Here is a 21,576-nt window from a genome sequence, read left to right on the forward strand (position 1 = left end):
GCCGCTACGGCCTGTTCGAAAGGTTCTTTGTGGAAATTCTCCAGGTTGTGCTGCAAGTCTTGCTCGCTATCACGAGCTTGCTGCTCACACTTCTAATCCTTCTCCACCGCGGTCGCGGTGGCGGTCTCTCCGATATGTTCGGAGGAGGAGTCACGTCCAACCTCGGGGCGTCAGGAGTTGCGGAACGCAACCTCAACCGCATCACGGTGATCCTCGGCATTGTGTGGATCAGTTGTATCGTGGTTCTCGGTCTCATCACCAAGTTTGACGGCGCTTAAGAAGCTCTCACCTCCTAACGAAGGAACACAGTGGTATCAGGCGGAAGTGCAATTCGTGGTTCGCGTGTTGGCGCAGGTCCTATGGGCGAACAAGATCGTGGATTTCATGCAGAGCGTATCCAGGTCTCCTACTGGGACGCGGAAGGCAATGAAACGGTACGATCATTCGCTGCGAACGTACCCGAAGAAGACATCCCAGAAACGATAGATTCTCCGTCTACTGGGCTTCCCGCCGGACGAGACAAGGAGAATCCTCCGTCGGTAGCAAAACTTGAGCCCTATAAGACTCACTTGGCCTACGTGAAAGAGCGTCGCAGCGAGGATGAGGCTGCAGAGCTCCTCGACGAAGCACTCGCTCAACTGCGTACGCGTCGTGGTACTGCATCGTCCTAGAGTTTCACGGACACCGTTATTCGAAGCCAACGTGCTGCAGCCCTCGCGGAGATCTCAAGCTGATTGACGAACGGGAGGCCCCGACCTAGTGGTCGGGGCCTCCCGTTCGTTAACCAGAAAGCAATTGCGTCGCGAAGAAAAACACGACCAGAAAAGGTGCTTAGTGCTCGTCGGTGGAATCAGCGCTCGTCCAGAATTGGCCGGGGTCGATCAGAGCTGCAGGCACTTGCGCAGCAGCGTCAGAGTCCACAAGAAAGAGTGTCTTACGACGCCCCTCAAGTCCGGCAGCCGGAACCTCGTTGTAACTCGCACCCGCCAAAGATAGCCCGAGTGCTGAGGCTTTGTCGGCACCGGCGACCACTGCCCAGATTCGTACTGAGGAGTTAATAACCGGCAACGTCAAGCTCACTCGTTCCTCGGGTGGTTTGGGGGAGTTGCGGACAGCAATGACCGTTCGCTCCGTTTCGCGAATTCCCTCTCGCTCGGGGAACAGCGACGCAATGTGGCCGTCTGGCCCAACGCCGAGGAACACGATATCGAAGTTTGGATACCTACCGTTGCGTGCAGCGTGCGCTCGGAGATCATTAGCGTACGCCTGGGCTGCGTCGTCCAAGGAAAGTCCGGAGTCGGAGGCGGCGACGGCATGGACGCGGGCCGGTTCCACAGGAATGTGATCGAGGAGGGCGGCGCGGGCTTGGACTTCATTGCGTTCGGGATCGCCGGCCGGAAGCCAACGTTCGTCCCCCCACCAGAAGTTCACGCGTGACCAATCGACAGCATCTCGCTGAGGAGAGTCGTTGATGGCAGCGAGGACTGCTTGCCCCATCGTGCCTCCGGTAAGAACAACCGTAGCCTCATCAAATTCAGCGATGATATGCGGAACCTTCACAAGAAAATGAGCAGCAACAGCGTTTGCCAACTCCGCTTTGTTCGCATGAACTATCGCTCGACGTTCGTTACTCATTTACTTGTCACCTTCTTCGATGCTTCGAACGCCGGTAAGCTCGCTCACGCCGCGCCGTACGACAGCTCCGAATAGTGTGTCGGGGTCGAGTCGGCGAAGCTCTTCGGACAGGCAGTCACGGAGGCTGCGCCGGGGGAGTGAGATATCGTGCACCGGTTGATCGGGCTGCGTTAGGGTAGCGATTGACGCGACATTGCGTTCGAGCGTGATCGAGCCAGACGCACGCTCTAAGGTCACGGCGTGGATGCCGGTGGGAACTGGGGATCCGTCTGCGACATCAAGAGTGACAGTCACCTTAAGTTGCATCTGCAACCACGCTGCCAGCAGCATCGTCGACGCAGAATCGGCGGCGCCGCTTACGGTGACCGCGGTGATCGGCTCGTACGGAGGCTGGTCGAGCACGGCTGCGAGTTGGGCGCGCCAGAGCGTCAAGCGTGTCCAAGCGAAATCGGTATCACCAGGAACGTACGTGTTACACATGCGGTGCATCGCTTCGAGCGGCGACGAGCTCGCCGCTGCATCCGTAATGCGACGCTGCGCAATTCGCCCGAGTGGTGACTCGGAGGCGTTATCCGGTCCTTCTCCTGGCCACCACGCCACCACAGGAGCATCCGGAAGTAAGAGTCCGGTAACGAGACTCTCTTGATCGAGCGCCGCGTCGCCGTGCGCTGTCACTAGAATCACTTCGCTTGCGCCAGCGTCGCCGCCCACTCGGATTTGAGCGTCCACGCGTGCTTCTTCATGGGTAAGGGGCGCATCGGGGCTGGTCGATACGACCAGAACTCGCATGGGATGCTCGCGGGATGCGTCATTAGCGGCTTCGATGGCTTCTTCTTCGTTCCCGAAATGCGTGGCAATGATTAGAGTCAACACGCGTCCGAGGGCAACGGCGCCACCGTCCTCCCGTATGCTAACGAGCGCCTTCGAGATTTTTGCTGTGGTCGTGTTGGGTAGATCTACAATCATGGACGTCTCCAGACTCGGCCGTCGCGCTCCATGAGGTCATCGGCTGACTTTGGGCCCCAGGTTCCGGGACGGTACTGTTCGGGCGCACCTTGTGTAGCCCAGAATTCTTCGATGGGATCGAGAATCTTCCAACTGAGCTCGACCTCTTCGTGGCGGGGAAACAGTGGAGGATCTCCGAGCAAAACGTCGAGAATGAGTCGCTCGTACGCTTCCGGACTTGCCTCCGTGAAGGCGTGGCCGTACCCGAAATCCATCGTTACATCGCGAACGTGCATTTCTGCGCCCGGCACTTTGGACCCGAAGCGAATAGTCACGCCTTCGTCTGGCTGAACTCGAATAACTAAGGCATTCTGGCCGAGGGCTGACGTTCGGCTCTCTTCAAACAGGTACTGCGGCGCGCGTTTAAAGACGACTGCGATCTCAGTAACACGACGTCCCAGCCGCTTTCCAGCTCGAAGGTAGAACGGTACACCTGACCAACGACGCGTGCCGATATCCAATCGAATCGCGGCGTAGGTTTCCGTGGTGGATTCGGGATTCATCCCATCCTCGTCGAGGAAGCCGGTGACCTTTTCGCCGCCCTGCCAACCACCAGCGTATTGACCACGCGCCGTGTGCTCTGCCAGATTTTCGGGGAGGCGCACGGCCGAGAGCACCTTCTCTTTCTCCGCGCGAAGGTCAGCAGCATCGAAGGAAACGGGCTCTTCCATCGCGGTCAGAGCCAGTAGCTGGAGTAGATGATTCTGGATCACATCGCGTGCGGCGCCAATGCCGTCGTAGTAGCCAGCGCGGCCGCCAACCCCGATATCTTCAGCCATCGTGATCTGAACGTGGTCGACGTGATTGGCGTTCCAGAGGGGTTCGTAAAGTTGATTCGCGAATCGCAGAGCCAGAATGTTCTGAACGGTCTCTTTACCGAGGTAGTGATCGATACGGAAAACACTGTCGGGCGGGAAAACAGACTCCACTACGTCGTTGAGCTCGCGCGCAGTCTGGAGGTCACTGCCAAAAGGCTTCTCAATAACGACCCGGCTCCAGCGACCCTCTTGCTGTTCAGCCAGCCCGGAGTTGCGGAGCTGCTCGGTAACCTGGGGGAATGACTTGGGCGGAATCGAAAGATAGAACGCGTGGTTGCCCATGGTTCCTCGTTCACGATCCAGCTCAGCGAGGGTGTTCTTGAGTCGCTCAAAAGCTTCGGCGTCATCAAACTCTCCTTGAACGAAGCGAATGCCCTGCGCCAGTTGCTTCCACACGTCCTCGTCGAAGGGCGTGCGTGCATGCTGCTTTACGGCGTCATGGACAACCTGCTCGAAGTCCTGATCTTCCCAATCGCGGCGGGCAAAGCCCACGAGCGCGAAGCCAGGTGGAAGCAGCCCCCGGTTGGCGAGGTCGTACACGGCCGGCATGAGCTTCTTGCGTGACAAATCACCGGTAACGCCGAAAATGACCAGAGCGCTCGGTCCCGCAATTCGATTAAGCCGGCGATCTGACCTCAACCTGAGCGGGTTGAAGTCGGCGCTGATGTCAACGGGGGGCATACTTCTCCTCTGCACGCTGCGCTAAAGAGCTGCAGCTATCCGATCGCGTCGAGAACGAGCGGCAACGAAACCTTCGGGTTCGACACCGTCAGGCTCAACACCGGACGGCCATGCCCTGCCAGAACGCTGGCGTCACCAGCAGCCTGCGCACGGATAAGTTCGCCGAACGTAAACGGACGGTCAGGAATCTGCAGATCAGACTCTTCGACCACGATGATCTGCAAGAACACGCCTACCGCGGGGCCGCCCTTATGGAACTGGCCGGTCGAATGCAGGAAGCGAGGCCCCCAGCCGAACGTCACAGGGCGCTTAGAGCGCGCTGCAGCACGCTCACGGATCTCCGCGAGCTCGGGGTAGGCGGTGCGATCGGCGTAAGCCTGGATTGCAACGTAGCCATCGTCGTCCAAGTAGGAAAGCAACGATGAGACGACGCCCGCGAGATCGGTGCTCTCTGCCACGACGCCAGAGGTGCCGCGAACCTCAATATCCCCGGCGACGAAGGCGGGAGCCTGCGGCGGAGTGGGGTTATCAATCAGCTCGCGCGCTGCATTCTTCGCAGCTTCGACATCAGGCTGGTCGAAGGGGTTAATGCCGAGAAGACGTCCGGCAACAACGGTCGCGTACTCCCACAGAAGTAGCTGCCCGCCGAGCGAGCCGGCAATTTCAATCTCGCCTTCGACGACCTCTTTGGTGTCATCCCAGTCGCCAACGAGTCGAACTACCTGCAGGTCATCGAGACCTTCAGCAATCTCGGGGGAGTCAGGCTGCAAAACAACGGGCAGGATGCCCGTGCCCAGTTTTCCCGTTGACTCTGCAATGAGCTGTTCAGCCCAATCTCCGAAGCCGAGGATGTGGGTACCGTCAGCAACGATGCCAAGCTTGTCTTTGCGCGGATCCGTGCCCGCGATCGCAGCGCCGAGCACGAGGCCCGGATTGCTCTCGTTGTCTACCGCGAGTTCGACCATGACTGCTTCGGCTTCGTCGAGAAGCTCCGACAGGTCAACGCCAGCGAGTCCTGACGGAACAAGGCCGAACGCGGTGAGTGCCGAGTAGCGCCCGCCAACGTTCGGGTCGGCGTTAAAGACACGGTATCCGGCGGCACGAGCCGCACCATCTAAGGGCGAACCGGGATCGGTCACGATGATGATGCGTTCGCGGGGGTCGATCCCGGCATCAGCGAAGAACTTCTCGTAGATTCGCTTCTGCGAGTCCGTCTCCAACGTCGAGCCCGACTTCGAAGAAATGACTACTGCAGTCGACTGCAGTCGGTCAGCCAGCGCAGCCTGCACCTGAGCGGGGTCGGTCGAATCAAGAACCGTGAGCTCCACGCCGTAGGTGCGAGTAATGACCTCGGGCGCGAGCGACGAGCCACCCATTCCGCCCAGCACGAAGTGATCGACGCCAGCGGCACGCAATTTATCGCGCAACGCGTAGATGTCATCGATCATGGGGCGTCCGACGGAAACGGCTTCGACCCAACCGAGACGCTTAGCCGACTCCTCTTCAGCGTCGGGGCCCCACAGGGTCGCGTCGCCTCCGGTGATTCGGCTCGCAACCAGATCGTTGACTAGCTGCGGAACAATACGGTTGACGGCTTCGGCAGCCGCGCCCGTTACTGCGATTTTCACACTCATTTTGCAGCCTCTAGTGCGGCGGAAACTGTGTCGAGAAGCTCGTTCCAGGAAACGATGAACTTCTCGACGCCTTCCTTCTCGAGAAGCGCAGTTACCTCGTCGTAGGAAATTCCGACCGCTGACAACGCGTCCAAGGTGATGTTCGCGGCGTCGTAGCCGGCCGTCACTTGCTCGCCCTCGATGACTCCGTGGTCGAAGGTTGCTTCCAGAGTCTTCTCGGGCATCGTGTTCACCGTCTCGCCGACGGCGAGCTCGGTCACGTAGAGCGTGTCGGGCAGGCTTGGATCCTTGACACCGGTGGATGCCCACAGCGGACGCTGCTTGTTGGCGCCAGCGGCAATGAGGGCCTGAGCGCGGTCGGTCGCGAATGCGTTCTCGAAGACCTCGTACGCCAAGCGTGCGTTAGCGACGCCCGCCTTGCTCTTCAGGGCCTTGGCCTCATCGGTGCCGAGCGCGTCGAGACGCTTGTCGATCTCGGTGTCGACACGCGACACGAAGAACGAGGCGACCGAGTGGATCTTCGAAAGGTCGTGGCCTGCGGCCTGAGCCTTCTCAAGACCCGTCAGGTACGCCTCAATGACGTCGCGATGGCGCGCCAAGCTGAAGATCAAGGTGACGTTGACGCTGATACCAGCGGCAATGGTCTCGGTGATTGCTTCGAGACCCTCTACCGTTGCCGGAATCTTGATCATGGCGTTCTCGCGAGCAACCTTGGCCCACAGCTGCTGTGCCTGAGCAATCGTGCCGGCGGCGTCGTGAGCCAGTCCGGGCTCAACCTCGATCGACACGCGGCCGTCGCGACCAGCGGTTGCATCGTAAACGGGACGGAAAATGTCGCTGGCAGCAGCGACATCGTCCGTGGTGATCTCGAAGACAGCATCCGTCACGCTCGCACCCTTGGCGGCGAGAGCAGCAACCTGCTCGTCGTATGCCTCGCCCTTGGCCAGCGCCGTAGCGAAGATCGTAGGGTTCGTGGTGACGCCGACGACATTGCGTGACGCCATCAGTTCCTGCAGGCCGCCCGAGTTGATACGTTCCCGAGAAAGGTCGTCAAGCCAAATGCTCACTCCGAGGTCGGAGAGGGCAGCGGTGGGGGTTTTGTTGGTCATTTGTATCTCCTTGACTGTGGGCGCCTAAACGGCGTCCAGCGACTCGCGGGCGGCGGCCACAACGGCCTCGGTAGTGATGCCAAACTCACGGAATAGTGTTTTGTAGTCGGCGGAGGCGCCGAAGTGATCGATCGAGATGCTGCGCCCGTCCTCGCCTACATACTCACGCCATCCTGTGGACACTCCCGCTTCGACAGACACTCGTGCACGCACGGTAGAAGGCAGTACGGAGTCGCGGTACTCCGCAGACTGCTCAGCAAACCACTCAAGGCTTGGCGCAGAAACAACACGAGCATTGATTCCGTCTGCCTTGAGCGACTCGCGTGCCTCAACAGCAAGCTGAACTTCCGAGCCAGTTGCGATCAGAATGACATCGGGCGTTCCGTTCGGAGCCTCAGCTAACACGTAGGCGCCACGTGCGACGTTGGATGCCGCAGCGAAGGTTTCTCCGCTTGCTTCTGCGTCGCCACGCTCAAAGACAGGGATGTTCTGACGGGTTAGAGCGATACCAGCGGGTCCGTTGCGGCGCTCGAGAATCGTTTTCCATGCCCAGGCCGTTTCGTTGGCGTCGGCGGGACGCACGACATCCATGCCCGGGATCATGCGCAGGCTTGCGAGCTGTTCGATGGGCTGGTGAGTCGGCCCGTCTTCACCCAGAGCAATCGAGTCGTGGGTCCAGACGAAGATTGACGGCACTGCCATCAGAGCAGCAAGTCGGACGGCGGGGCGCATGTAATCGCTGAAGATCAAGAACGTGCCACCGAATGCGCGGGTGTTTCCGTGCAGGACGATGCCGTTGATGATCGCGCCCATGGCGTGCTCACGGATACCGAAGTGAAGAACACGTCCGTATTCGTTACCGCTCCACTCGTCAGTCGAGTGCTCGGCAGGAATGAACGACTTTCCACCAGCGATTGTCGTGAGGTTTGATTCTGCGAGGTCAGAAGACCCACCCCAGAGTTCGGGCATGACGGCACCAATAGCGCCAAGAACTTTGCCGCTTGCTGCGCGCGTCGAAACATCTTTGCCCGCTTCGAACTCCGGAAGCGCCTCGTCGATACCTTCAGGCAATGCGCCCGAAAGCACGCGGTCGAGAAGTTGTTTGCGTTCAGGGTTCGCCGCAGCCCACTCGTCGAACTTCACCGTCCACTCAGCACGCTCTTGCTTGCCGCGTTCTACAGCCAAGCGAGTGTGAGCAATCACGTCGTCATCAACCACGAAGCTCTTCTCGGGATCGAGACCCATCGCCACCTTCGTCGCAGCGAGCTCGTCAGCGCCCAAAGCAGATCCGTGGATTTTTCCGGTGTTCTGCTTGTTGGGCGCCGGCCAACCAATAATGGTGCGCAAGATAATGAGCGAAGGCTGATCGGTAACTGCCTTGGCGTCTTCGATCGCAGTGTTGAGGGCTTCGACGTCTTCGACGTACTCGCCGGTCTTCTTCCAATCCACAACCTGGACATGCCAGTTATAGGCCTCGTAGCGCTTCTGCACATCTTCGGTGAAAGCGATGTTGGTGTCGTCTTCGATCGAGATCTGGTTACTGTCGTAGATCGCAATGAGGTTTCCCAGTTGCTGGTGACCTGCGAGCGATGATGCTTCGGCGGAGACACCCTCTTGAAGGTCGCCATCACCGGCAATGACATAGACGAAGTGGTCGAACGGGCTCGTGCCCGCAGCTGCCTCGGGGTCAAACAGTCCACGCTCGTAACGGGCTGCGTACGCAAAGCCGACGGACGACGCGATGCCTTGGCCCAGAGGGCCAGTGGTGATCTCTACACCCTTGGTGTGACCGAACTCGGGGTGACCGGGAGTCAGCGATCCCCAAGTTCGAAGTGCCTTCAGGTCGTCGAGTTCGAGACCATAGCCGCCCAGGTACAGCTGAACGTACTGAGTGAGCGAGCTGTGCCCCACGGAAAGAATGAAGCGGTCGCGGCCGATCCACTGATCATCGCTGGGATCGCGACGCATCACCTTCTGAAAGAGCAAGTACGCTGCAGGCGCCAGGCTCATCGCGGTACCGGGATGACCGTTACCTACCTTCTCAACAGCATCAGCCGCCAGAATTCGAGCGGTGTCTACCGCTTTATTGTCGATGTGATCCCATTGAAAAGCTGCCATGAGATTTATGACCCTTCTGCAAGCGAAGTACCTGATCGTGGTCGACCTGGGCACGTGAACGACCCGCCACGCGACTTCATTGGCTCGGTCACTAACCTCTCGCTACGCAAGACCTGCGAACAAGCGGCTACCGACAGGCGGGCACCCCAAGTATAGGGAACCAAGCAATCGCTCGCTGCCCCTCAGGAGTGCGGTCACAGCAATTCTTTCTGCAGATTACAATCGTTGGTATGGATGTCACGCTAGAAGCCCCTGTACAGCACGAAAAAATCGGCATCCTCCGTAAAGTTCGCGCCTATGTTGCCCTGACAAAGCCGCGTGTGATTGAGCTCCTTCTCGTCACGACCGTGCCCGTCATGGTTCTTGCCGCGAACGGCATCCCCAACTTGTGGCTCGTTCTAGCCACCCTCGTCGGAGGCATCCTGAGTGCATCTTCAGCGAATGCTTTCAATTGCTACATTGACCGTGACATCGACCGCGTCATGGCTCGCACGAAGAACCGCCCTCTCGTCACCGGCGAACTTAGTGATCGTGAAGCACTCTTATTCGCTTGGAGCAGCGGAATCAGCTCGGTGCTCTGGCTCGGTCTATTGACGAACTGGCTCGCTGCGGCGCTCTCGCTTTTCGCGATCCTTTTTTACGTTTTCATCTACACGTTGCTGCTGAAGCGTCGCACTCCTCAGAACATCATTTGGGGTGGAATTGCTGGCTGCATGCCCGTCTTGATCGGGTGGGCCGCAGTGACAGGCGATCTCTCGTGGGCCGCGTTTATCTTGTTCGCGGTTGTTTTCCTCTGGACGCCGCCGCACTACTGGCCGCTCTCGATGAAGTATCGCACCGACTACCAATCAGTCGGGGTGCCGATGTTGGCCGTTGTTCGAGGCAGGGCGGCTGTCGGCCTTCAGGTCATTCTTTACGCATGGGCAACTGTTGCCTGTTCACTGTTGCTGGTGCCAGTGGCGGGAATGGGAGTTCTTTACACCCTCGTTGCGGCGCTGAGCGGAGCCTGGTTCATCATTGAGTCTCACCGCCTCTACAACACCGCGATCCGGCACGACGAGGTCAAAGCCATGCGCGTGTTCCACAGCTCAATCAGCTATTTGACGCTCGTCTTCTTGGCAGTGGGCATCGACCCGCTGCTCCCGTTCTAGCGCGAGAACAACGGTCCCAGCCTTTGCTCTAGAGAGCAGGTTCTGCGCTTGCTCGCTCGGCTTGGGTGACGCTGGGCCGCAGTGAGAGAACGACCGCGGTCATGGCTGCAGCGATCCCACAGGCGATCACCATGTGGCTGCCCACGAGGAGAATAGGCAGTCCGGTGCGCGACTGGATAATTCCGATCAGGGCCTGAACGACCTCAAGCACGAGCAAAATGATGGCAAAGTCCATGATGCGGCGGTGGCCGCCACGGGCCAAGACGATGACGAGTGCGAGGGTCGCTGCGATCAACGCGTAACCCGGCCAACTGTGGACGTGCTGCAGGATGCCGGCGTCAAGACCGTTGCGGGCAGACCCATCGTCGCCAGCGTGAGGGCCTGCTCCGGTGGTCAGAATCCCCGCGATGATTGTCAATGCCACAAAGAGGCTCACCGCATGCGTGAGGATCGCGACAGGTTTGGGCACCGAGAGTGCTGGCCCCCGGAGACCTGTCCAGACCCGATAAACGAGGGCCGCGCTTATGGCCACCAAAATCGCGGAGATGGCGTAGTGAACACCCACGATGCTGGGGTCGAGCTGAACACGCACTGAGAGACCTCCAATGAGGCCCTGAAGGACGGTGCCACCCAAGATCATGAGAGATAGCGACATAAGGTCGCGGCGTTCGCGACGGATGCGCACCACCATCAGCACCATGAGAATCGCTACGAAACCCACGATGATGGAGAGCAAGCGATTGCCAAACTCGATTACACCGTGAACTCCCATCTCAGGAGTCGCGATCAATGACTCGTCCGTGCATAGAGGCCACGTCGGGCATCCGAGTCCTGATCCGGTCAACCGAACGGCACCACCCGTGGCCACAATCAGGATCTGGATGACGAGCGAAGTGACAGCAAAAAATCTGACTCGGGCGTCGACGGACTGGGGCAATCGTGCGATGACGGCGTTCACGGCCGTACCTCCTGTTATTTCGGGCTTCTGCCTGTAGAATGGGTTGCGTTCAGGAACACAGCCCATGCCGGGAAGTCAATGGTGACAGCGGGGTAGCGCCTCGCTTGTCCTGTTTCAGTCTAAGTTCGCCCGCGCAGTGTTGTGTCACAGCGCACGCGCACCTCACGAAACATCCCGGCAAAGTGCTGTGCGAAGGAATGCCAACTCAACCACCTTGGTTGATAGCGGCAGGAAAAGAGGTACCAATGTCCGACGTGCTGATTGATCGTCCGGAACTCAATGGCTTGGGCCAGTATGAGTTTGGCTGGGCAGACTCCGACGTAGCGGGAGCCTCTGCGCGACGGGGCATCAACGAGGAGGTCGTTCGCGACATCTCTACGTTGAAGAACGAACCGGAGTCCATGCTCAAAATGCGACTCAAGGGCCTTGAGCTCTTCGGGCGTAAGCCCATGCCCACATGGGGCGCAGACCTGTCGGGAATTGATTTCGACAACATCAAGTACTTCGTTCGTTCCACCGAGAAGCAGGCTCAGACCTGGGAAGACCTTCCCGAAGATATTCGTGACACCTACGAGAAGTTGGGAATTCCGGAAGCCGAGCGCAACCGTCTCGTTTCTGGCGTTGCTGCCCAGTACGAATCTGAAGTTGTGTTCCACTCAATCAACGAGGAGCTCGAGTCGAAGGGTGTCATTTTCATGGACACTGACACGGCGCTTCGTGAACACCCTGAGTTTTTTGAGGAGTACTTCGGTACCGTAATTCCGGCAGGCGACAATAAGTTCGCCGCCCTCAACACTGCCGTCTGGTCAGGCGGCTCGTTCGTCTACGTCCCTAAGGGCGTTCATGTAGAGATCCCGCTGCAGGCTTACTTCCGCATCAACACGGAGAACATGGGCCAGTTCGAGCGCACCCTGATCATCGCTGACGAGGGTTCCTACGTTCACTACATCGAGGGGTGCACCGCGCCGATCTACAAGTCGGACTCGCTGCACTCCGCAGTGGTAGAGATCATCGTCAAGAAGGACGCCCGCGTTCGCTACACGACGATCCAAAACTGGTCGAACAACGTCTACAACCTCGTGACCAAGCGAGCAATCGCGCACGAGGGCGCCACCATGGAATGGATTGATGGCAACATCGGGTCCAAGGTCACGATGAAATACCCCTCGATCTACCTGGTGGGGGAGCACGCCAAGGGCGAAACGCTTTCCGTCGCCTTCGCTGGTCCCGGCCAGCACCAAGATGCCGGCGCCAAGATGATTCACATGGCTCCGTACACGACGTCATCGATCGTCTCGAAGTCTGTGGCACGAGGTGGCGGCCGAGCTGGTTACCGTGGCGAAGTCCGCGTTGACGAGAAAGCCCATCATTCGGCCAACACCGTGCGCTGCGATGCGCTTCTGGTCGACACCATTTCCCGCTCGGATACCTATCCGGCGATCGACATCCGGGTGGATGACGTAGAGCTCGGTCACGAAGCTACGGTGTCAAAGGTCAGCGCTGAGCAACTCTTCTACTTGCAGTCGCGCGGCATGGAAGAAGATGAGGCTATGGCGATGATCGTCCGCGGCTTCATCGAACCCATCGCGCGCGAACTGCCCATGGAGTACGCCTTCGAACTCAATAAGCTCATTGAACTGAGCATGGAAGGATCCGTCGGCTAAATGACCGTCGTTACACCAGAACAACACGGATTTAAGGCTCACAGCGACGGCGGATGGGACCCAAGCGAAAAAGGCTTCGTTCCCGTTCAGACTCGTTCGGAGCGCCCCACGTCATTCGCTCACGATGATTTCGCTGCGGTTAACGGACTGGAAGCAGAGTGGAAGCTCACTCCCGTCAAGCTTGTCAAGCCACTCATTGACGACAACCTCGACGGCTCGCCGTACGACATCGCTAGTGACACGGTCGACGGCGCCACCGTCGAGTGGGTTTCCCGCGATGATTCTCGCGTCGCTTCCGCTGGCGCGCCCGAAGAGCGTGCTTCCGCTAACGCGTGGAGCAGCTTTGAACAGGCGTTGGCCATCACGCTGACGAGCGAAGAGCACCGCACAGTACGAATCTCGCGCTCGACTCTCGGCACCGCTGCACGCGGCGCGCACACGGTAATTACGGCTCGTCCTCACAGCAACACCACGGTGATCATCGAATCTGCCGGTGAAGCCTTGCTGAGCGAGAACGTTGAAGTCGTAGTTGAAGAGGGCGCAACCTTGAACTTCGTGAGCGTGCAGGATTGGGCGGCTGACGCCATCCACCTCTCAAGCCACTTTGTTCAGGTAGGGCGCTCTGCCACGCTGAAGCACACGATCGTGTCGCTCGGCGGCAAAGTCGTTCGCGTGAACCCGTCCGTTCACCTGTCGGGAGAGGGCGCCGACGGCGAACTCTACGGTCTGTACTTCGCTGACGCTGGACAACACCTCGAACAGCGCGTGTATCTGCACCACCAGGCTGCCCAGACTCGCGGTCGCGTTAACTACAAGGGCGCGCTTCAGGGCGACGGCGCACGCACGGTGTGGGTCGGTGACGTCTTAATCGGTCGCGACGGTGCTGGCACAGACAGCTACGAGCAGAACCGAAACCTGGTTCTTACCGAGGGCACGCGCGCCGACTCGATCCCGAACCTTGAAATCGAAACCGGAGACATCCAGGGGGCTGGCCACGCTAGCGCCACCGGACGATTCGACGACGAGCAGCTGTTCTATCTGCAGGCTCGTGGAATCTCCGAAACAGAGGCACGCCGCCTCGTTGTCATCGGCTTCCTCGCGGAGATCGTTCAGAAGGTAGGCGACGAAGAACTCGAAGCACGACTTACCACTGCGATCGAGTCTGAGTTGGAAGGAACGCGCTCGTGACCGCTCAGCGCGTTTGCGGCGTCGAAGAACTTGAACTCAACAAGGCTTATCGTGTCGAGCTCGATGGCACCGCAATCTGCATCGTCAAGGACTCCACCGGTGAGGTACACGCCATTGGGGACACCTGTACCCACGGAGATATCTCCCTTGCTGAAGGCTTCGTCGAAGACGGTGCGATTGAATGCTGGGCTCATGGCTCACTTTTCTCGCTTGACACGGGTAAACCACTAAGTTTGCCCGCCTATGAACCTGTACCGGTCTTTGTAGTGAAGATCGACGACGACGGAGGGGTTCATATCGACCCCGAAGACACCGTCGCCATTGAGAGCTAACAGCTCTCCACACGAGACCATTAAGGAAAGAAAACGAATGTCAGTACTGTCAGTCAAAGACCTGCACGTGAGTGTCGAAACCGAGCAGGGCACAAAACAGATCCTCAACGGTGTCGACCTTGAGATCAAGCAGGGCGAAATCCACGCCATCATGGGCCCCAACGGCTCGGGTAAGTCGACTCTCGCTTACACAATCGCCGGTCACCCCAAGTACCACGTCGAGGGCGGCTCAATCACTCTCGATGGTGCTGAGGTTCTCGACATGAGCATCGACGAGCGTGCCCGCGCTGGCCTCTTCTTGGCCATGCAATACCCGGTAGAGATTCCTGGCGTCAAGGTCGCCGATTTCTTGCGCACCGCTAAGACCGCTCTCGCCGGTGAAGCCCCCGCTCTTCGCCCGTGGATCAAAGAGGTCAACGAATCCATGAAGGCTCTGCGTATGGACAAGACTTTTTCCGATCGCAACGTGAATGAAGGCTTCTCCGGTGGAGAAAAGAAGCGTCACGAAATTCTCCAGCTTGAACTCCTCAAGCCACAGTTCGCGATTCTCGACGAGACAGACTCCGGGCTCGACGTCGATGCTCTTAAGGTTGTTTCGGAGGGCGTCAATCGTGCCCACGAAGCCAACGGACTTGGGCTGCTCCTGATCACCCACTACACGCGCATCCTTCGGTACATCAAACCCGATTTCGTGCACGTGTTTGTAGACGGTCGCGTTGCGGAAGAAGGCGGCCCAGAACTCGCAGATCGCCTCGAAAACGAAGGCTATGATCGATTTTTGACCGACACGAGCGTAGCGTAGGCGTATGTCTACCGCTCTGGCACCCGCACTTTTCGACGAAGTCGAGGAAGCCCTTAAGGACGTTGTTGACCCCGAGCTCGGCGTCAATATCGTCGACCTGGGGCTCATTTACGATCTCAGCTGGGATTCTGAGAACAACGCGCTGATCATCAGCATGACCTTGACGTCGGCCGGATGTCCCCTCACCGATGTTATCGAGGAGCAGATCGCTCAATCGTTGGACAACGTAGTAGAGGCATTTCGCATCAACTGGGTGTGGATGCCGCCTTGGGGCCCCGAAAAGATCACTGACGATGGGCGCGACATGATGCGCGCTCTTGGCTTCTCTATCTAAACGAACTCGGCAGCACGTGGTCGTCGCTGCAGCACCGCTTTCCACGTAAGGGAGAGTAGGGCTGCGGCGATTGTCACTTTGAGCAGGGCTCCAACGAGAAACGGCGCAACGCCGATCTCGAACAGATAGGCGAGAGTGAAGTCTCTATTCGACTTCCCAAAAACTCGCGCAATTCCGATGAGGCCGAAGGCATAAATCACGACGCTGCCGGCCAAACTCGCAATCGCTGCTTTCCAGAAAGACTTGTTCCAGCCACGCTCGGCAAAAGCGCCGATCAGCCAAGCGGCGAATATATAGCCGATGATGTAGCCGCCGCCGGTTCCCGCAAGGACCTCTGGACCGCCCGCGGCGTCACTAAATACGGGTAAACCGATAAACCCCAGTGCCGCGTAAACTGTCAGCGCAACGGCTGCACGCAGCGCTCCGAGACTCAGCCCCACGATCATTACGGCGAGTGTCTGGGCCGTGATCGGTACGGGTTCGAGCGGGACGACAAACTGGGCGGCGACCGCTGTTGCCCCGGCCGCCGCCGCAACAAAAACGACGCTCGCGGCCACACTTGGTCCGAAAATGAGATCGATTATTGTGGGCTTGCCGAAACGAGCCCTGATTCTCTCTGCCACCGGATCCCCTCGCACGTCGTCGCTGCATCGAACATTCAGCACTAGGAAGTAGACTAGTTGGTTGGTGCTGTCGCCCACTTTCCCCAACCCCAAGATTTGGATGTTTCGCCGTGCTTGCTGTGCATGATCTCGAGTTGCGCGTCGGCGCACGCATGCTGATGCAGGGCGTCAACTTTCGCGTCGATCGTGGAGACAAGATTGGGCTTGTGGGTCGAAATGGTGCTGGCAAGACGACGCTGACCAAAACACTGGCGGGGGAGCTGGAGGCGACCGACGGCAAGATCGAACGCACGGGCGAAATAGGGTACTTGCCGCAGGACCCGCGCTCGGGCAACCCTGAAGACCTCGCTCGCACGCGCATTTTGGATGCCCGAGGGCTCGGAAGCATTGTTCTCAAGATGCGCCAAGCGCAGGATGAGATGGGAAGCAGCGATCCTGCAGTGAGTTCGGCTGCCATGGAGCGCTATGGCAAACTAGATGACCGCTTTTTGGCGCTGGGGGGCTACGCTGCCGAGGCCGAAGCCGCTTCTATCGCGAGCAACTTGAGTCTGCCCGACCGCATACTCGACCAGCCCTTGTCCACGCTCTCCGGCGGACAACGTCGCCGCATTGAACTCGCCCGCATTCTCTTCTCTGGCGCCGACACTATGTTGCTCGACGAACCTACAAACCACCTCGATGCTGACTCAGTGGTCTGGTTACGCGAGTTCTTGAAGAACTTCAGCGGCGGCCTGATCGTGATCAGCCACGATGTTGAATTGGTGGAAGACACGGTCAACAAGGTCTTCTATCTCGATGCGAATCGGCAGTTGATTGACCAGTACAACATGGGCTGGAAACACTACTTGCGCCAGCGCCAGTCAGACGAAGAGCGACGCAAGAAAGAGCGCGCCAACGCCGAGAAGAAGGCGTCAACGCTGCAGGCTCAGGCCGCACGTTTCGGTGCAAAAGCATCTAAGGCTGCCTCAGCTCACCAGATGGTGGCGCGCGCCGAGAAACTGCTTGCCGGGCTTGAGGATGTTCGTGCCTCCGACCGTGTCGCCGCTTTGCGTTTCCCGGATCCAGCACCCTGCGGTCGCACCCCGCTCATGGGCTACAACTTGAGCAAGAGCTACGGTTCTTTGGAGATTTTCGCTTCCGTCGATCTTGCGATCGATCGCGGCTCCAAAGTCGTAATCCTTGGCTTCAACGGTGCCGGTAAAACAACGTTGCTGAGGATGCTCGCCGGCGTGGACGAGCCCGACACTGGCCATATCGAACCCGGGCATGGCCTTCGCATTGGCTATTACGCTCAAGAGCACGAGACAATCGATGTCAAGCGCTCAGTTCTCGAGAACATGGTTTCGTCATCACCGAGCATTACTGAAACCGAAGCGCGCCGCGTGCTCGGTTCGTTCCTGTTCACGGGCGACGACGCTATGAAGCCAGCCGGCGTTCTTTCCGGCGGCGAGAAGACACGTCTGGCTCTCGCAATGATTGTGGTGAGTGGCGCCAATGTCCTGTTGCTCGATGAGCCGACTAACAACCTCGACCCTGCGAGCCGCGAAGAGATTCTCGGCGCCCTCTCGAACTACACCGGTGCCGTCGTTTTGGTCAGCCACGATGAGGGCGCTGTTGAAGCCCTCAACCCCGAGCGGGTCTTGATCCTGCCCGACGGTATCGAAGACCATTGGAACAAGGACTACGCAGACCTCATCAGCCTGGCCTAAGAATCGAGCAACGCGTCTTCGATCTCAGCATCCGTCGGCCCGCGTTTCTCCGACTTGAGCCGTCGCTTCTTCGCGCGCTCGCGCTCAGCAGGATCATCTTCGTTGATGACACGATATTCCTGACGTACCGCCCATCCGAGTCCGATGAAAGCCAATACGCCGAACGCCACCCACTGGAATGCATAAGACAAGTGCGCTCCCTCATCGAGGAGTGGCTTGGGATAGGCGAGGGGACGCACAGCTGGGGCGGGGTTTTCTGAAGCGAGCAGACCATAGGCCCCTGTATAGGTTGTGGCGCCCAGAACCTCTGCGATAGCAGGAAGATGAATGGTTGCAATTTGGCCGTCAGGCGCCGAGCGACCGAACACAGTCGGTTCACTCGGCTTGAGCCTGATCACGACATCTACGGTGCCGGTGGGAGCTTCGGGTACCGAATCCGGGGCGTCCTGACTGTTGCCCGAGGGAACCCAGCCGCGATCAACGATGACAATGTCGCCATTCTCTAATTGCAGCGGCACCAACACCTCGAATCCTGGTTGGCCACCGTATGGACGGCCTCGAACAAGCAGTTGCTCGTCAATGAGATACTCGCCGCTCACCGCAACCGACATCCACTTGTTGTCTTCGTTGAACTCGTTGAGCTGCGGCATCACTGCATCAAGGGATCGCGGAGCGGATTCCCAGTTCTCACTAACACGAGCTACTTCGGTAGCGGCCTCTTCGCGGCGATCAAACTGCCAATGTGAGAGAAAAACGCAACCAATTGCAAATACGATCACGAGCGTGAGGTAGCCGAACCAGCGACTTGAAAGTACGAAACGCCACTTACTCACGCAATACCACCATCCGGAACCATGCTGACAGTGGAGTCGAGATCGCTCACCAGAACGGGGAATCCCCGGCTTGCGAGATAGCCACGAAGAAACTCTTCGTGCTCGGCACAGGCGAGCCACACCTTCACACGCTCGGGGCCGTGAATACGTGGGTTACGCCAGTTGACGTTGACCTGCGCCGGCGCACTGCAGCCAGCGCGCGAGCACTGCCGCATGCTCGGGCCACTCTGTCCAATCACCGAGCAGCCTCATCCGATCCATGAGCGAGAAAAGAATCACGCGACTCGAGAGCAAACTGGCCGGGCGCGTTCACGGCACCCGAACGTCGTGTCTCGACGTTCGCGAGGACGACAGCGATATACGGCAAGACCACTGCACCAAAAATCGGCAACACGAGCCACCAGCCTCGAACGAACACGCACAGCAAGACGCAGACAACGCGAATCGCCATAGCGATGGAGTAGTTGATGACGCGGCGGCGACGCTCGTCATCCGGCCGCTCGGGGAGCGACGTAATCGACTCAGGAGTGTTCATGGGCTTTCTTCGGTTGCCGAGGTTGTGCCCCCTAAGCCTACGCCGCCCTCGGCGACTATATGCTGGGAACCATGAGCACCACAACAACTGAATCACGAATCGTTCTCGTCACCGGCGGCAATCGCGGCATCGGCCGGGCCATCGCCGAAGAATTTGTGGCTCAGGGCTACCGCGTAGCCGTGACGGCGCGCTCGGGCACCGGCCCCGAAGGAACCCTCACGGTCACCGCAGATGTCACCGACGCTACAAGCATTGATGCCGCTTTCACCGAGGTTGAAGCCAAGCTAGGGCCGGTTGAAATCGTTGTCGCCAATGCCGGCATCACCCGCGACATGCTGTTGATGCGCATGAGTGACGAAGACTTCACCGACGTACTCAACACCAATCTTTCCGGAGCCTTCCGCGTGGTCAAGCGGGCCTCTAAGGGGATGATGAAAGCCCGCTTCGGGCGCGTCATCCTCGTATCGAGCGTTGTAGGCCTCTTAGGCTCGGCTGGCCAGGTCAACTATTCTGCATCGAAGAGTGGTCTGATCGGGCTCGCTCGCTCGCTCACTCGTGAGTTGGGCAGCCGCGGCATCACCGCCAACGTGGTTGCTCCCGGTTTCATTGAGACTGATATGACAGCAGCTCTTGCGACCGAGCAGCAGGATGCTTACCTCAAGCAGATTCCCGCCAACCGCTTTGCGCAGCCGGCTGAAGTGGCGAAAGCAATCACGTGGCTGGCCAGCGATGACGCCGGCTACATCTCAGGCGCGGTTATCCCAGTCGATGGCGGCCTAGGAATGGGCCACTAGCCCACCAACCCGCTGGACAGTTACCCAAACTGGGCAACCTCGGATGCACGCTAACTGCGCAAGCCCAATAGCGGCAGAACGGCGCTGAGGTCGCGGGTGTCGATGTGTACGTCGGCATTAGCGCGCACGATCGGTTTTGCGGTGATACCGACAGACAGCCCCGCGATCTCCATCATGCGGAGATCGTTGGCACCGTCGCCGACGGCAATGCTCCGCGAAAGCGGAATACCCGAATCGGCGGCCCATTCGCGCAATGCATCGGCTTTGGCTTGAGCGTCGATGACGGGACCGAGAACCGCGCCGGTCAGGGCGCCATTGGCTACTTCGAGTCGGTTCGCTCGGGCGTAGTCCAGCCCAAGTCTGGTTGCGAGGGGATCAAGAAGCTCATGAAAGCCACCTGAGACTGCGGCAACGCGGCCTCCGGCATCTTTCACTCCCGCAATAAGTTCGGTGGCACCGTTGGTGACCCGGATGTCGCGAGCACACTCGACGATCACGCTCTCCTGGAGACCCGCGAGCGTTGCGACTCGCGCTCGGAGGCTCTGCTCGAAATCCAGTTCGCCGTTCATGGCGCGCGTAGTGATGTCGGTAACTTCTGATTCGGACCCTGCGCGAGCGGCAAGGAGTTCGATGACTTCGTTCTCGATGAGGGTCGAGTCGACATCGAAAACAACGAGAAACTGTGCCACAACGAGGCTCCTTCTAACGACGATTACTGCCGTGAGGTTCCTCACCTCACCGCTTCACTCGTCAGACTATCGGGATCACCCTTCGCGCCTCGCCCAAAGTTGGCTACGAAGCAATAGGATAAACACATCATGGCTAGCGTTCTCTCCTTCACCGACGTCACTGTCACTCGTAGTGGCAACACCATCCTCGATTCAGTTTCCTGGAATGCGGATGCTTCCGAGCGGTGGGTGATTCTCGGCCCGAACGGCGCAGGTAAGACCACACTGCTTCAGCTTGCGGCTGCTCAGATCCACCCCAGCGCCGGAGAAATTACAGTGCTCGACAGCACGCTCGGCGCTTCCGATGTTTTTGATGTTCGCCCACGTATTGGCTTTTCGTCGACGGCGCTTGCCCGCCGTGTGCCGAGTAATGAGCGCGTGATTGACGTGGTGCTTACGGCCGCCTATTCGGTAACAGGGCGGTGGAACGAAGAATACGAGAACATCGACATTCGTCGAGCTCGCCGAGTGCTCGGCGAATGGAGCCTTTCGCACCTCGAGGAGCGTCGCTTCGGCGAACTGAGTGACGGGGAACAAAAGCGAGTACAGATCGCTCGCTCGGTGATGACGGACCCGGAAATTCTTCTTCTCGATGAGCCGGCGGCGAGCCTCGACTTAGGCGCGCGAGAGGAACTTGTGCAACTGTTGAGCGGCTACGCCCAAGCGGAAACCGCTCCGGCGATCGTTATGGTCACCCATCACGTCGAGGAGATTCCCCGTGGATTTACCCACGCGCTCGTGTTGACAGAAGGAACGGTCCACAGCTCCGGTACGATTGACGACGTTGTCAGCTCAGAGAACTTGAGTGCCGCGTTCGGCCTCGAACTCATCATCACAAAAGACGCCGGCCGCTACACCGCACGAGCCGCCTAATCCTCTGATAGGCTTGTGTGTCGGTCCGCGTGACCGCCCACGTCTTTTTTCA

The 21,576-nt window shown here is 58.9% G+C and carries 23 protein-coding genes; 11 read left to right on the forward strand and 12 right to left on the reverse strand.

The features are described from left to right. The first annotated feature begins 29 nt into the window (after positions 1-29). Positions 30-278 (forward strand): preprotein translocase subunit SecG, encoded by a 249-nt coding sequence (gene secG / locus ACR3YK_RS11770; protein ID WP_129071428.1) that lies wholly within the window; start codon positions 30-32, stop codon positions 276-278. 30 nt (positions 279-308) lie between these two features. Then, the gene (locus tag ACR3YK_RS11775; RefSeq protein WP_486175041.1) at positions 309-671 is read left to right on the forward strand and encodes an RNA polymerase-binding protein RbpA; all 363 of its coding nucleotides are present in this window, start codon (positions 309-311) and stop codon (positions 669-671) included. A gap of 160 nt (positions 672-831) precedes the next feature. Here ACR3YK_RS11775 and pgl read toward each other — a convergent pair whose 3' ends face one another. From pgl to tkt, 6 genes are read right to left on the reverse strand one after another with little or no spacing between them, the layout of a single operon-like run. Then, a complete protein-coding gene (gene pgl / locus ACR3YK_RS11780; protein ID WP_486175042.1) occupies positions 832-1,635 on the reverse strand; it encodes a 6-phosphogluconolactonase in 804 nt (267 codons plus the stop codon). Beyond that, entirely contained in the window at positions 1,636-2,601 is a 966-nt protein-coding gene (locus tag ACR3YK_RS11785) for a glucose-6-phosphate dehydrogenase assembly protein OpcA (RefSeq protein WP_486175043.1), read from the reverse strand. Beyond that, positions 2,598-4,139 carry a glucose-6-phosphate dehydrogenase gene (gene zwf / locus ACR3YK_RS11790; RefSeq protein ID WP_486175044.1) on the reverse strand — a complete coding sequence of 514 codons (1,542 nt, stop codon included), beginning with the start codon at positions 4,137-4,139 and terminating at the stop codon, positions 2,598-2,600. The genes ACR3YK_RS11785 and zwf overlap by 4 nt, the downstream gene beginning before the upstream one ends. A 35-nt stretch (positions 4,140-4,174) precedes the next feature. Continuing rightward, entirely contained in the window at positions 4,175-5,773 is a 1,599-nt protein-coding gene (locus tag ACR3YK_RS11795; RefSeq protein ID WP_486175045.1) for a glucose-6-phosphate isomerase, read from the reverse strand. After that, positions 5,770-6,882 (reverse strand): transaldolase, encoded by a 1,113-nt coding sequence (gene tal, locus ACR3YK_RS11800; RefSeq protein ID WP_486175046.1) that lies wholly within the window; start codon positions 6,880-6,882, stop codon positions 5,770-5,772. Before tal ends, ACR3YK_RS11795 begins: the two co-directional genes overlap by 4 nt. A gap of 24 nt (positions 6,883-6,906) precedes the next feature. After that, on the reverse strand, positions 6,907-9,000 hold the full coding sequence (gene tkt / locus ACR3YK_RS11805) for a transketolase (protein WP_486175047.1): 2,094 nt from the start codon (positions 8,998-9,000) through the stop codon (positions 6,907-6,909). 230 nt (positions 9,001-9,230) lie between these two features. Here tkt and ACR3YK_RS11810 point away from each other — a divergent pair, with 230 nt between their 5' ends. Continuing rightward, positions 9,231-10,151 carry a heme o synthase gene (locus ACR3YK_RS11810; protein WP_486175048.1) on the forward strand — a complete coding sequence of 307 codons (921 nt, stop codon included), beginning with the start codon at positions 9,231-9,233 and terminating at the stop codon, positions 10,149-10,151. A 28-nt stretch (positions 10,152-10,179) separates the two neighbouring features. Here ACR3YK_RS11810 and ACR3YK_RS11815 read toward each other — a convergent pair whose 3' ends face one another. Then, on the reverse strand, positions 10,180-11,109 hold the full coding sequence (locus ACR3YK_RS11815; protein WP_486175049.1) for a COX15/CtaA family protein: 930 nt from the start codon (positions 11,107-11,109) through the stop codon (positions 10,180-10,182). A gap of 245 nt (positions 11,110-11,354) precedes the next feature. On the opposite strand from ACR3YK_RS11815, the gene sufB reads away from it, so the two are divergent. The 5 genes from sufB to ACR3YK_RS11840 are packed head-to-tail and all read left to right on the forward strand — an operon-like array spanning position 11,355 to position 15,429. Then, entirely contained in the window at positions 11,355-12,773 is a 1,419-nt protein-coding gene (gene sufB / locus ACR3YK_RS11820) for a Fe-S cluster assembly protein SufB (RefSeq protein WP_486175050.1), read from the forward strand. Continuing rightward, positions 12,774-13,961 (forward strand): Fe-S cluster assembly protein SufD, encoded by a 1,188-nt coding sequence (sufD, locus tag ACR3YK_RS11825; protein WP_486175051.1) that lies wholly within the window; start codon positions 12,774-12,776, stop codon positions 13,959-13,961. It begins immediately after the preceding gene. Further along, the gene (locus ACR3YK_RS11830; protein ID WP_486175052.1) at positions 13,958-14,293 is read left to right on the forward strand and encodes a non-heme iron oxygenase ferredoxin subunit; all 336 of its coding nucleotides are present in this window, start codon (positions 13,958-13,960) and stop codon (positions 14,291-14,293) included. Before sufD ends, ACR3YK_RS11830 begins: the two co-directional genes overlap by 4 nt. Positions 14,294-14,330: 37 nt before the next feature. Then, a complete protein-coding gene (gene sufC / locus ACR3YK_RS11835; RefSeq protein WP_486175053.1) occupies positions 14,331-15,095 on the forward strand; it encodes a Fe-S cluster assembly ATPase SufC in 765 nt (254 codons plus the stop codon). Positions 15,096-15,099: 4 nt separating this feature from the next. Then, the gene (locus ACR3YK_RS11840; RefSeq protein ID WP_486175054.1) at positions 15,100-15,429 is read left to right on the forward strand and encodes a metal-sulfur cluster assembly factor; all 330 of its coding nucleotides are present in this window, start codon (positions 15,100-15,102) and stop codon (positions 15,427-15,429) included. Here the strand turns inward: ACR3YK_RS11840 and ACR3YK_RS11845 are convergent. Then, on the reverse strand, positions 15,426-16,052 hold the full coding sequence (locus ACR3YK_RS11845; RefSeq protein WP_486175055.1) for a biotin transporter BioY: 627 nt from the start codon (positions 16,050-16,052) through the stop codon (positions 15,426-15,428). The genes ACR3YK_RS11840 and ACR3YK_RS11845 overlap by 4 nt on opposite strands. 110 nt (positions 16,053-16,162) lie before the next feature. On the opposite strand from ACR3YK_RS11845, the gene ACR3YK_RS11850 reads away from it, so the two are divergent. Further along, positions 16,163-17,761 (forward strand): ABC-F family ATP-binding cassette domain-containing protein, encoded by a 1,599-nt coding sequence (locus tag ACR3YK_RS11850; protein ID WP_486175056.1) that lies wholly within the window; start codon positions 16,163-16,165, stop codon positions 17,759-17,761. Here ACR3YK_RS11850 and ACR3YK_RS11855 read toward each other — a convergent pair. The 3 genes from ACR3YK_RS11855 to ACR3YK_RS11865 are packed head-to-tail and all read right to left on the reverse strand — an operon-like array spanning position 17,758 to position 19,129. Next, the gene (locus ACR3YK_RS11855) at positions 17,758-18,594 is read right to left on the reverse strand and encodes an SURF1 family cytochrome oxidase biogenesis protein (RefSeq protein ID WP_486175057.1); all 837 of its coding nucleotides are present in this window, start codon (positions 18,592-18,594) and stop codon (positions 17,758-17,760) included. The genes ACR3YK_RS11850 and ACR3YK_RS11855 overlap by 4 nt on opposite strands. Beyond that, positions 18,591-18,833, reverse strand: a complete 243-nt coding sequence (locus ACR3YK_RS11860) for a hypothetical protein (RefSeq protein ID WP_486175058.1) — start codon at positions 18,831-18,833, stop codon at positions 18,591-18,593. The genes ACR3YK_RS11855 and ACR3YK_RS11860 overlap by 4 nt, the downstream gene beginning before the upstream one ends. Continuing rightward, positions 18,830-19,129: a DUF3099 domain-containing protein gene (locus ACR3YK_RS11865; protein WP_486175059.1), complete on the reverse strand. Its 300-nt coding sequence runs from the start codon at positions 19,127-19,129 to the stop codon at positions 18,830-18,832. Before ACR3YK_RS11865 ends, ACR3YK_RS11860 begins: the two co-directional genes overlap by 4 nt. 71 nt (positions 19,130-19,200) lie before the next feature. On the opposite strand from ACR3YK_RS11865, the gene ACR3YK_RS11870 reads away from it, so the two are divergent. Then, positions 19,201-19,923 carry a beta-ketoacyl-ACP reductase gene (locus tag ACR3YK_RS11870; protein WP_486175060.1) on the forward strand — a complete coding sequence of 241 codons (723 nt, stop codon included), beginning with the start codon at positions 19,201-19,203 and terminating at the stop codon, positions 19,921-19,923. A 50-nt stretch (positions 19,924-19,973) separates the two neighbouring features. Here ACR3YK_RS11870 and serB read toward each other — a convergent pair whose 3' ends face one another. Then, positions 19,974-20,612: a phosphoserine phosphatase SerB gene (gene serB, locus ACR3YK_RS11875; protein ID WP_486175061.1), complete on the reverse strand. Its 639-nt coding sequence runs from the start codon at positions 20,610-20,612 to the stop codon at positions 19,974-19,976. Positions 20,613-20,741: 129 nt separating this feature from the next. On the opposite strand from serB, the gene ACR3YK_RS11880 reads away from it, so the two are divergent. Beyond that, a complete protein-coding gene (locus ACR3YK_RS11880; RefSeq protein WP_486175062.1) occupies positions 20,742-21,524 on the forward strand; it encodes an ABC transporter ATP-binding protein in 783 nt (260 codons plus the stop codon). The last annotated feature ends 52 nt before the right edge of the window (positions 21,525-21,576 follow it).

This window comes from Salinibacterium sp. 10G20-15 (genome assembly GCF_057365065.1).

Bases quoted from the DNA above. Each gene is read 5' to 3' on its own strand.
- pgl (WP_486175042.1), bottom strand. From the start codon at position 1,635: ATGAGTAACGAACGTCGAGCGATAGTTCATGCGAACAAAGCGGAGTTG.
- ACR3YK_RS11785 (WP_486175043.1), bottom strand. From the start codon at position 2,601: ATGATTGTAGATCTACCCAACACGACCACAGCAAAAATCTCGAAGGCG.
- zwf (WP_486175044.1), bottom strand. From the start codon at position 4,139: ATGCCCCCCGTTGACATCAGCGCCGACTTCAACCCGCTCAGGTTGAGG.
- ACR3YK_RS11795 (WP_486175045.1), bottom strand. From the start codon at position 5,773: ATGAGTGTGAAAATCGCAGTAACGGGCGCGGCTGCCGAAGCCGTCAAC.
- tal (WP_486175046.1), bottom strand. From the start codon at position 6,882: ATGACCAACAAAACCCCCACCGCTGCCCTCTCCGACCTCGGAGTGAGC.
- tkt (WP_486175047.1), bottom strand. From the start codon at position 9,000: ATGGCAGCTTTTCAATGGGATCACATCGACAATAAAGCGGTAGACACC.
- ACR3YK_RS11810 (WP_486175048.1), top strand. From the start codon at position 9,231: ATGGATGTCACGCTAGAAGCCCCTGTACAGCACGAAAAAATCGGCATC.
- sufB (WP_486175050.1), top strand. From the start codon at position 11,355: ATGTCCGACGTGCTGATTGATCGTCCGGAACTCAATGGCTTGGGCCAG.
- sufD (WP_486175051.1), top strand. From the start codon at position 12,774: ATGACCGTCGTTACACCAGAACAACACGGATTTAAGGCTCACAGCGAC.
- sufC (WP_486175053.1), top strand. From the start codon at position 14,331: ATGTCAGTACTGTCAGTCAAAGACCTGCACGTGAGTGTCGAAACCGAG.
- ACR3YK_RS11840 (WP_486175054.1), top strand. From the start codon at position 15,100: ATGTCTACCGCTCTGGCACCCGCACTTTTCGACGAAGTCGAGGAAGCC.
- ACR3YK_RS11865 (WP_486175059.1), bottom strand. From the start codon at position 19,129: ATGAACACTCCTGAGTCGATTACGTCGCTCCCCGAGCGGCCGGATGAC.
- ACR3YK_RS11870 (WP_486175060.1), top strand. From the start codon at position 19,201: ATGAGCACCACAACAACTGAATCACGAATCGTTCTCGTCACCGGCGGC.
- ACR3YK_RS11880 (WP_486175062.1), top strand. From the start codon at position 20,742: ATGGCTAGCGTTCTCTCCTTCACCGACGTCACTGTCACTCGTAGTGGC.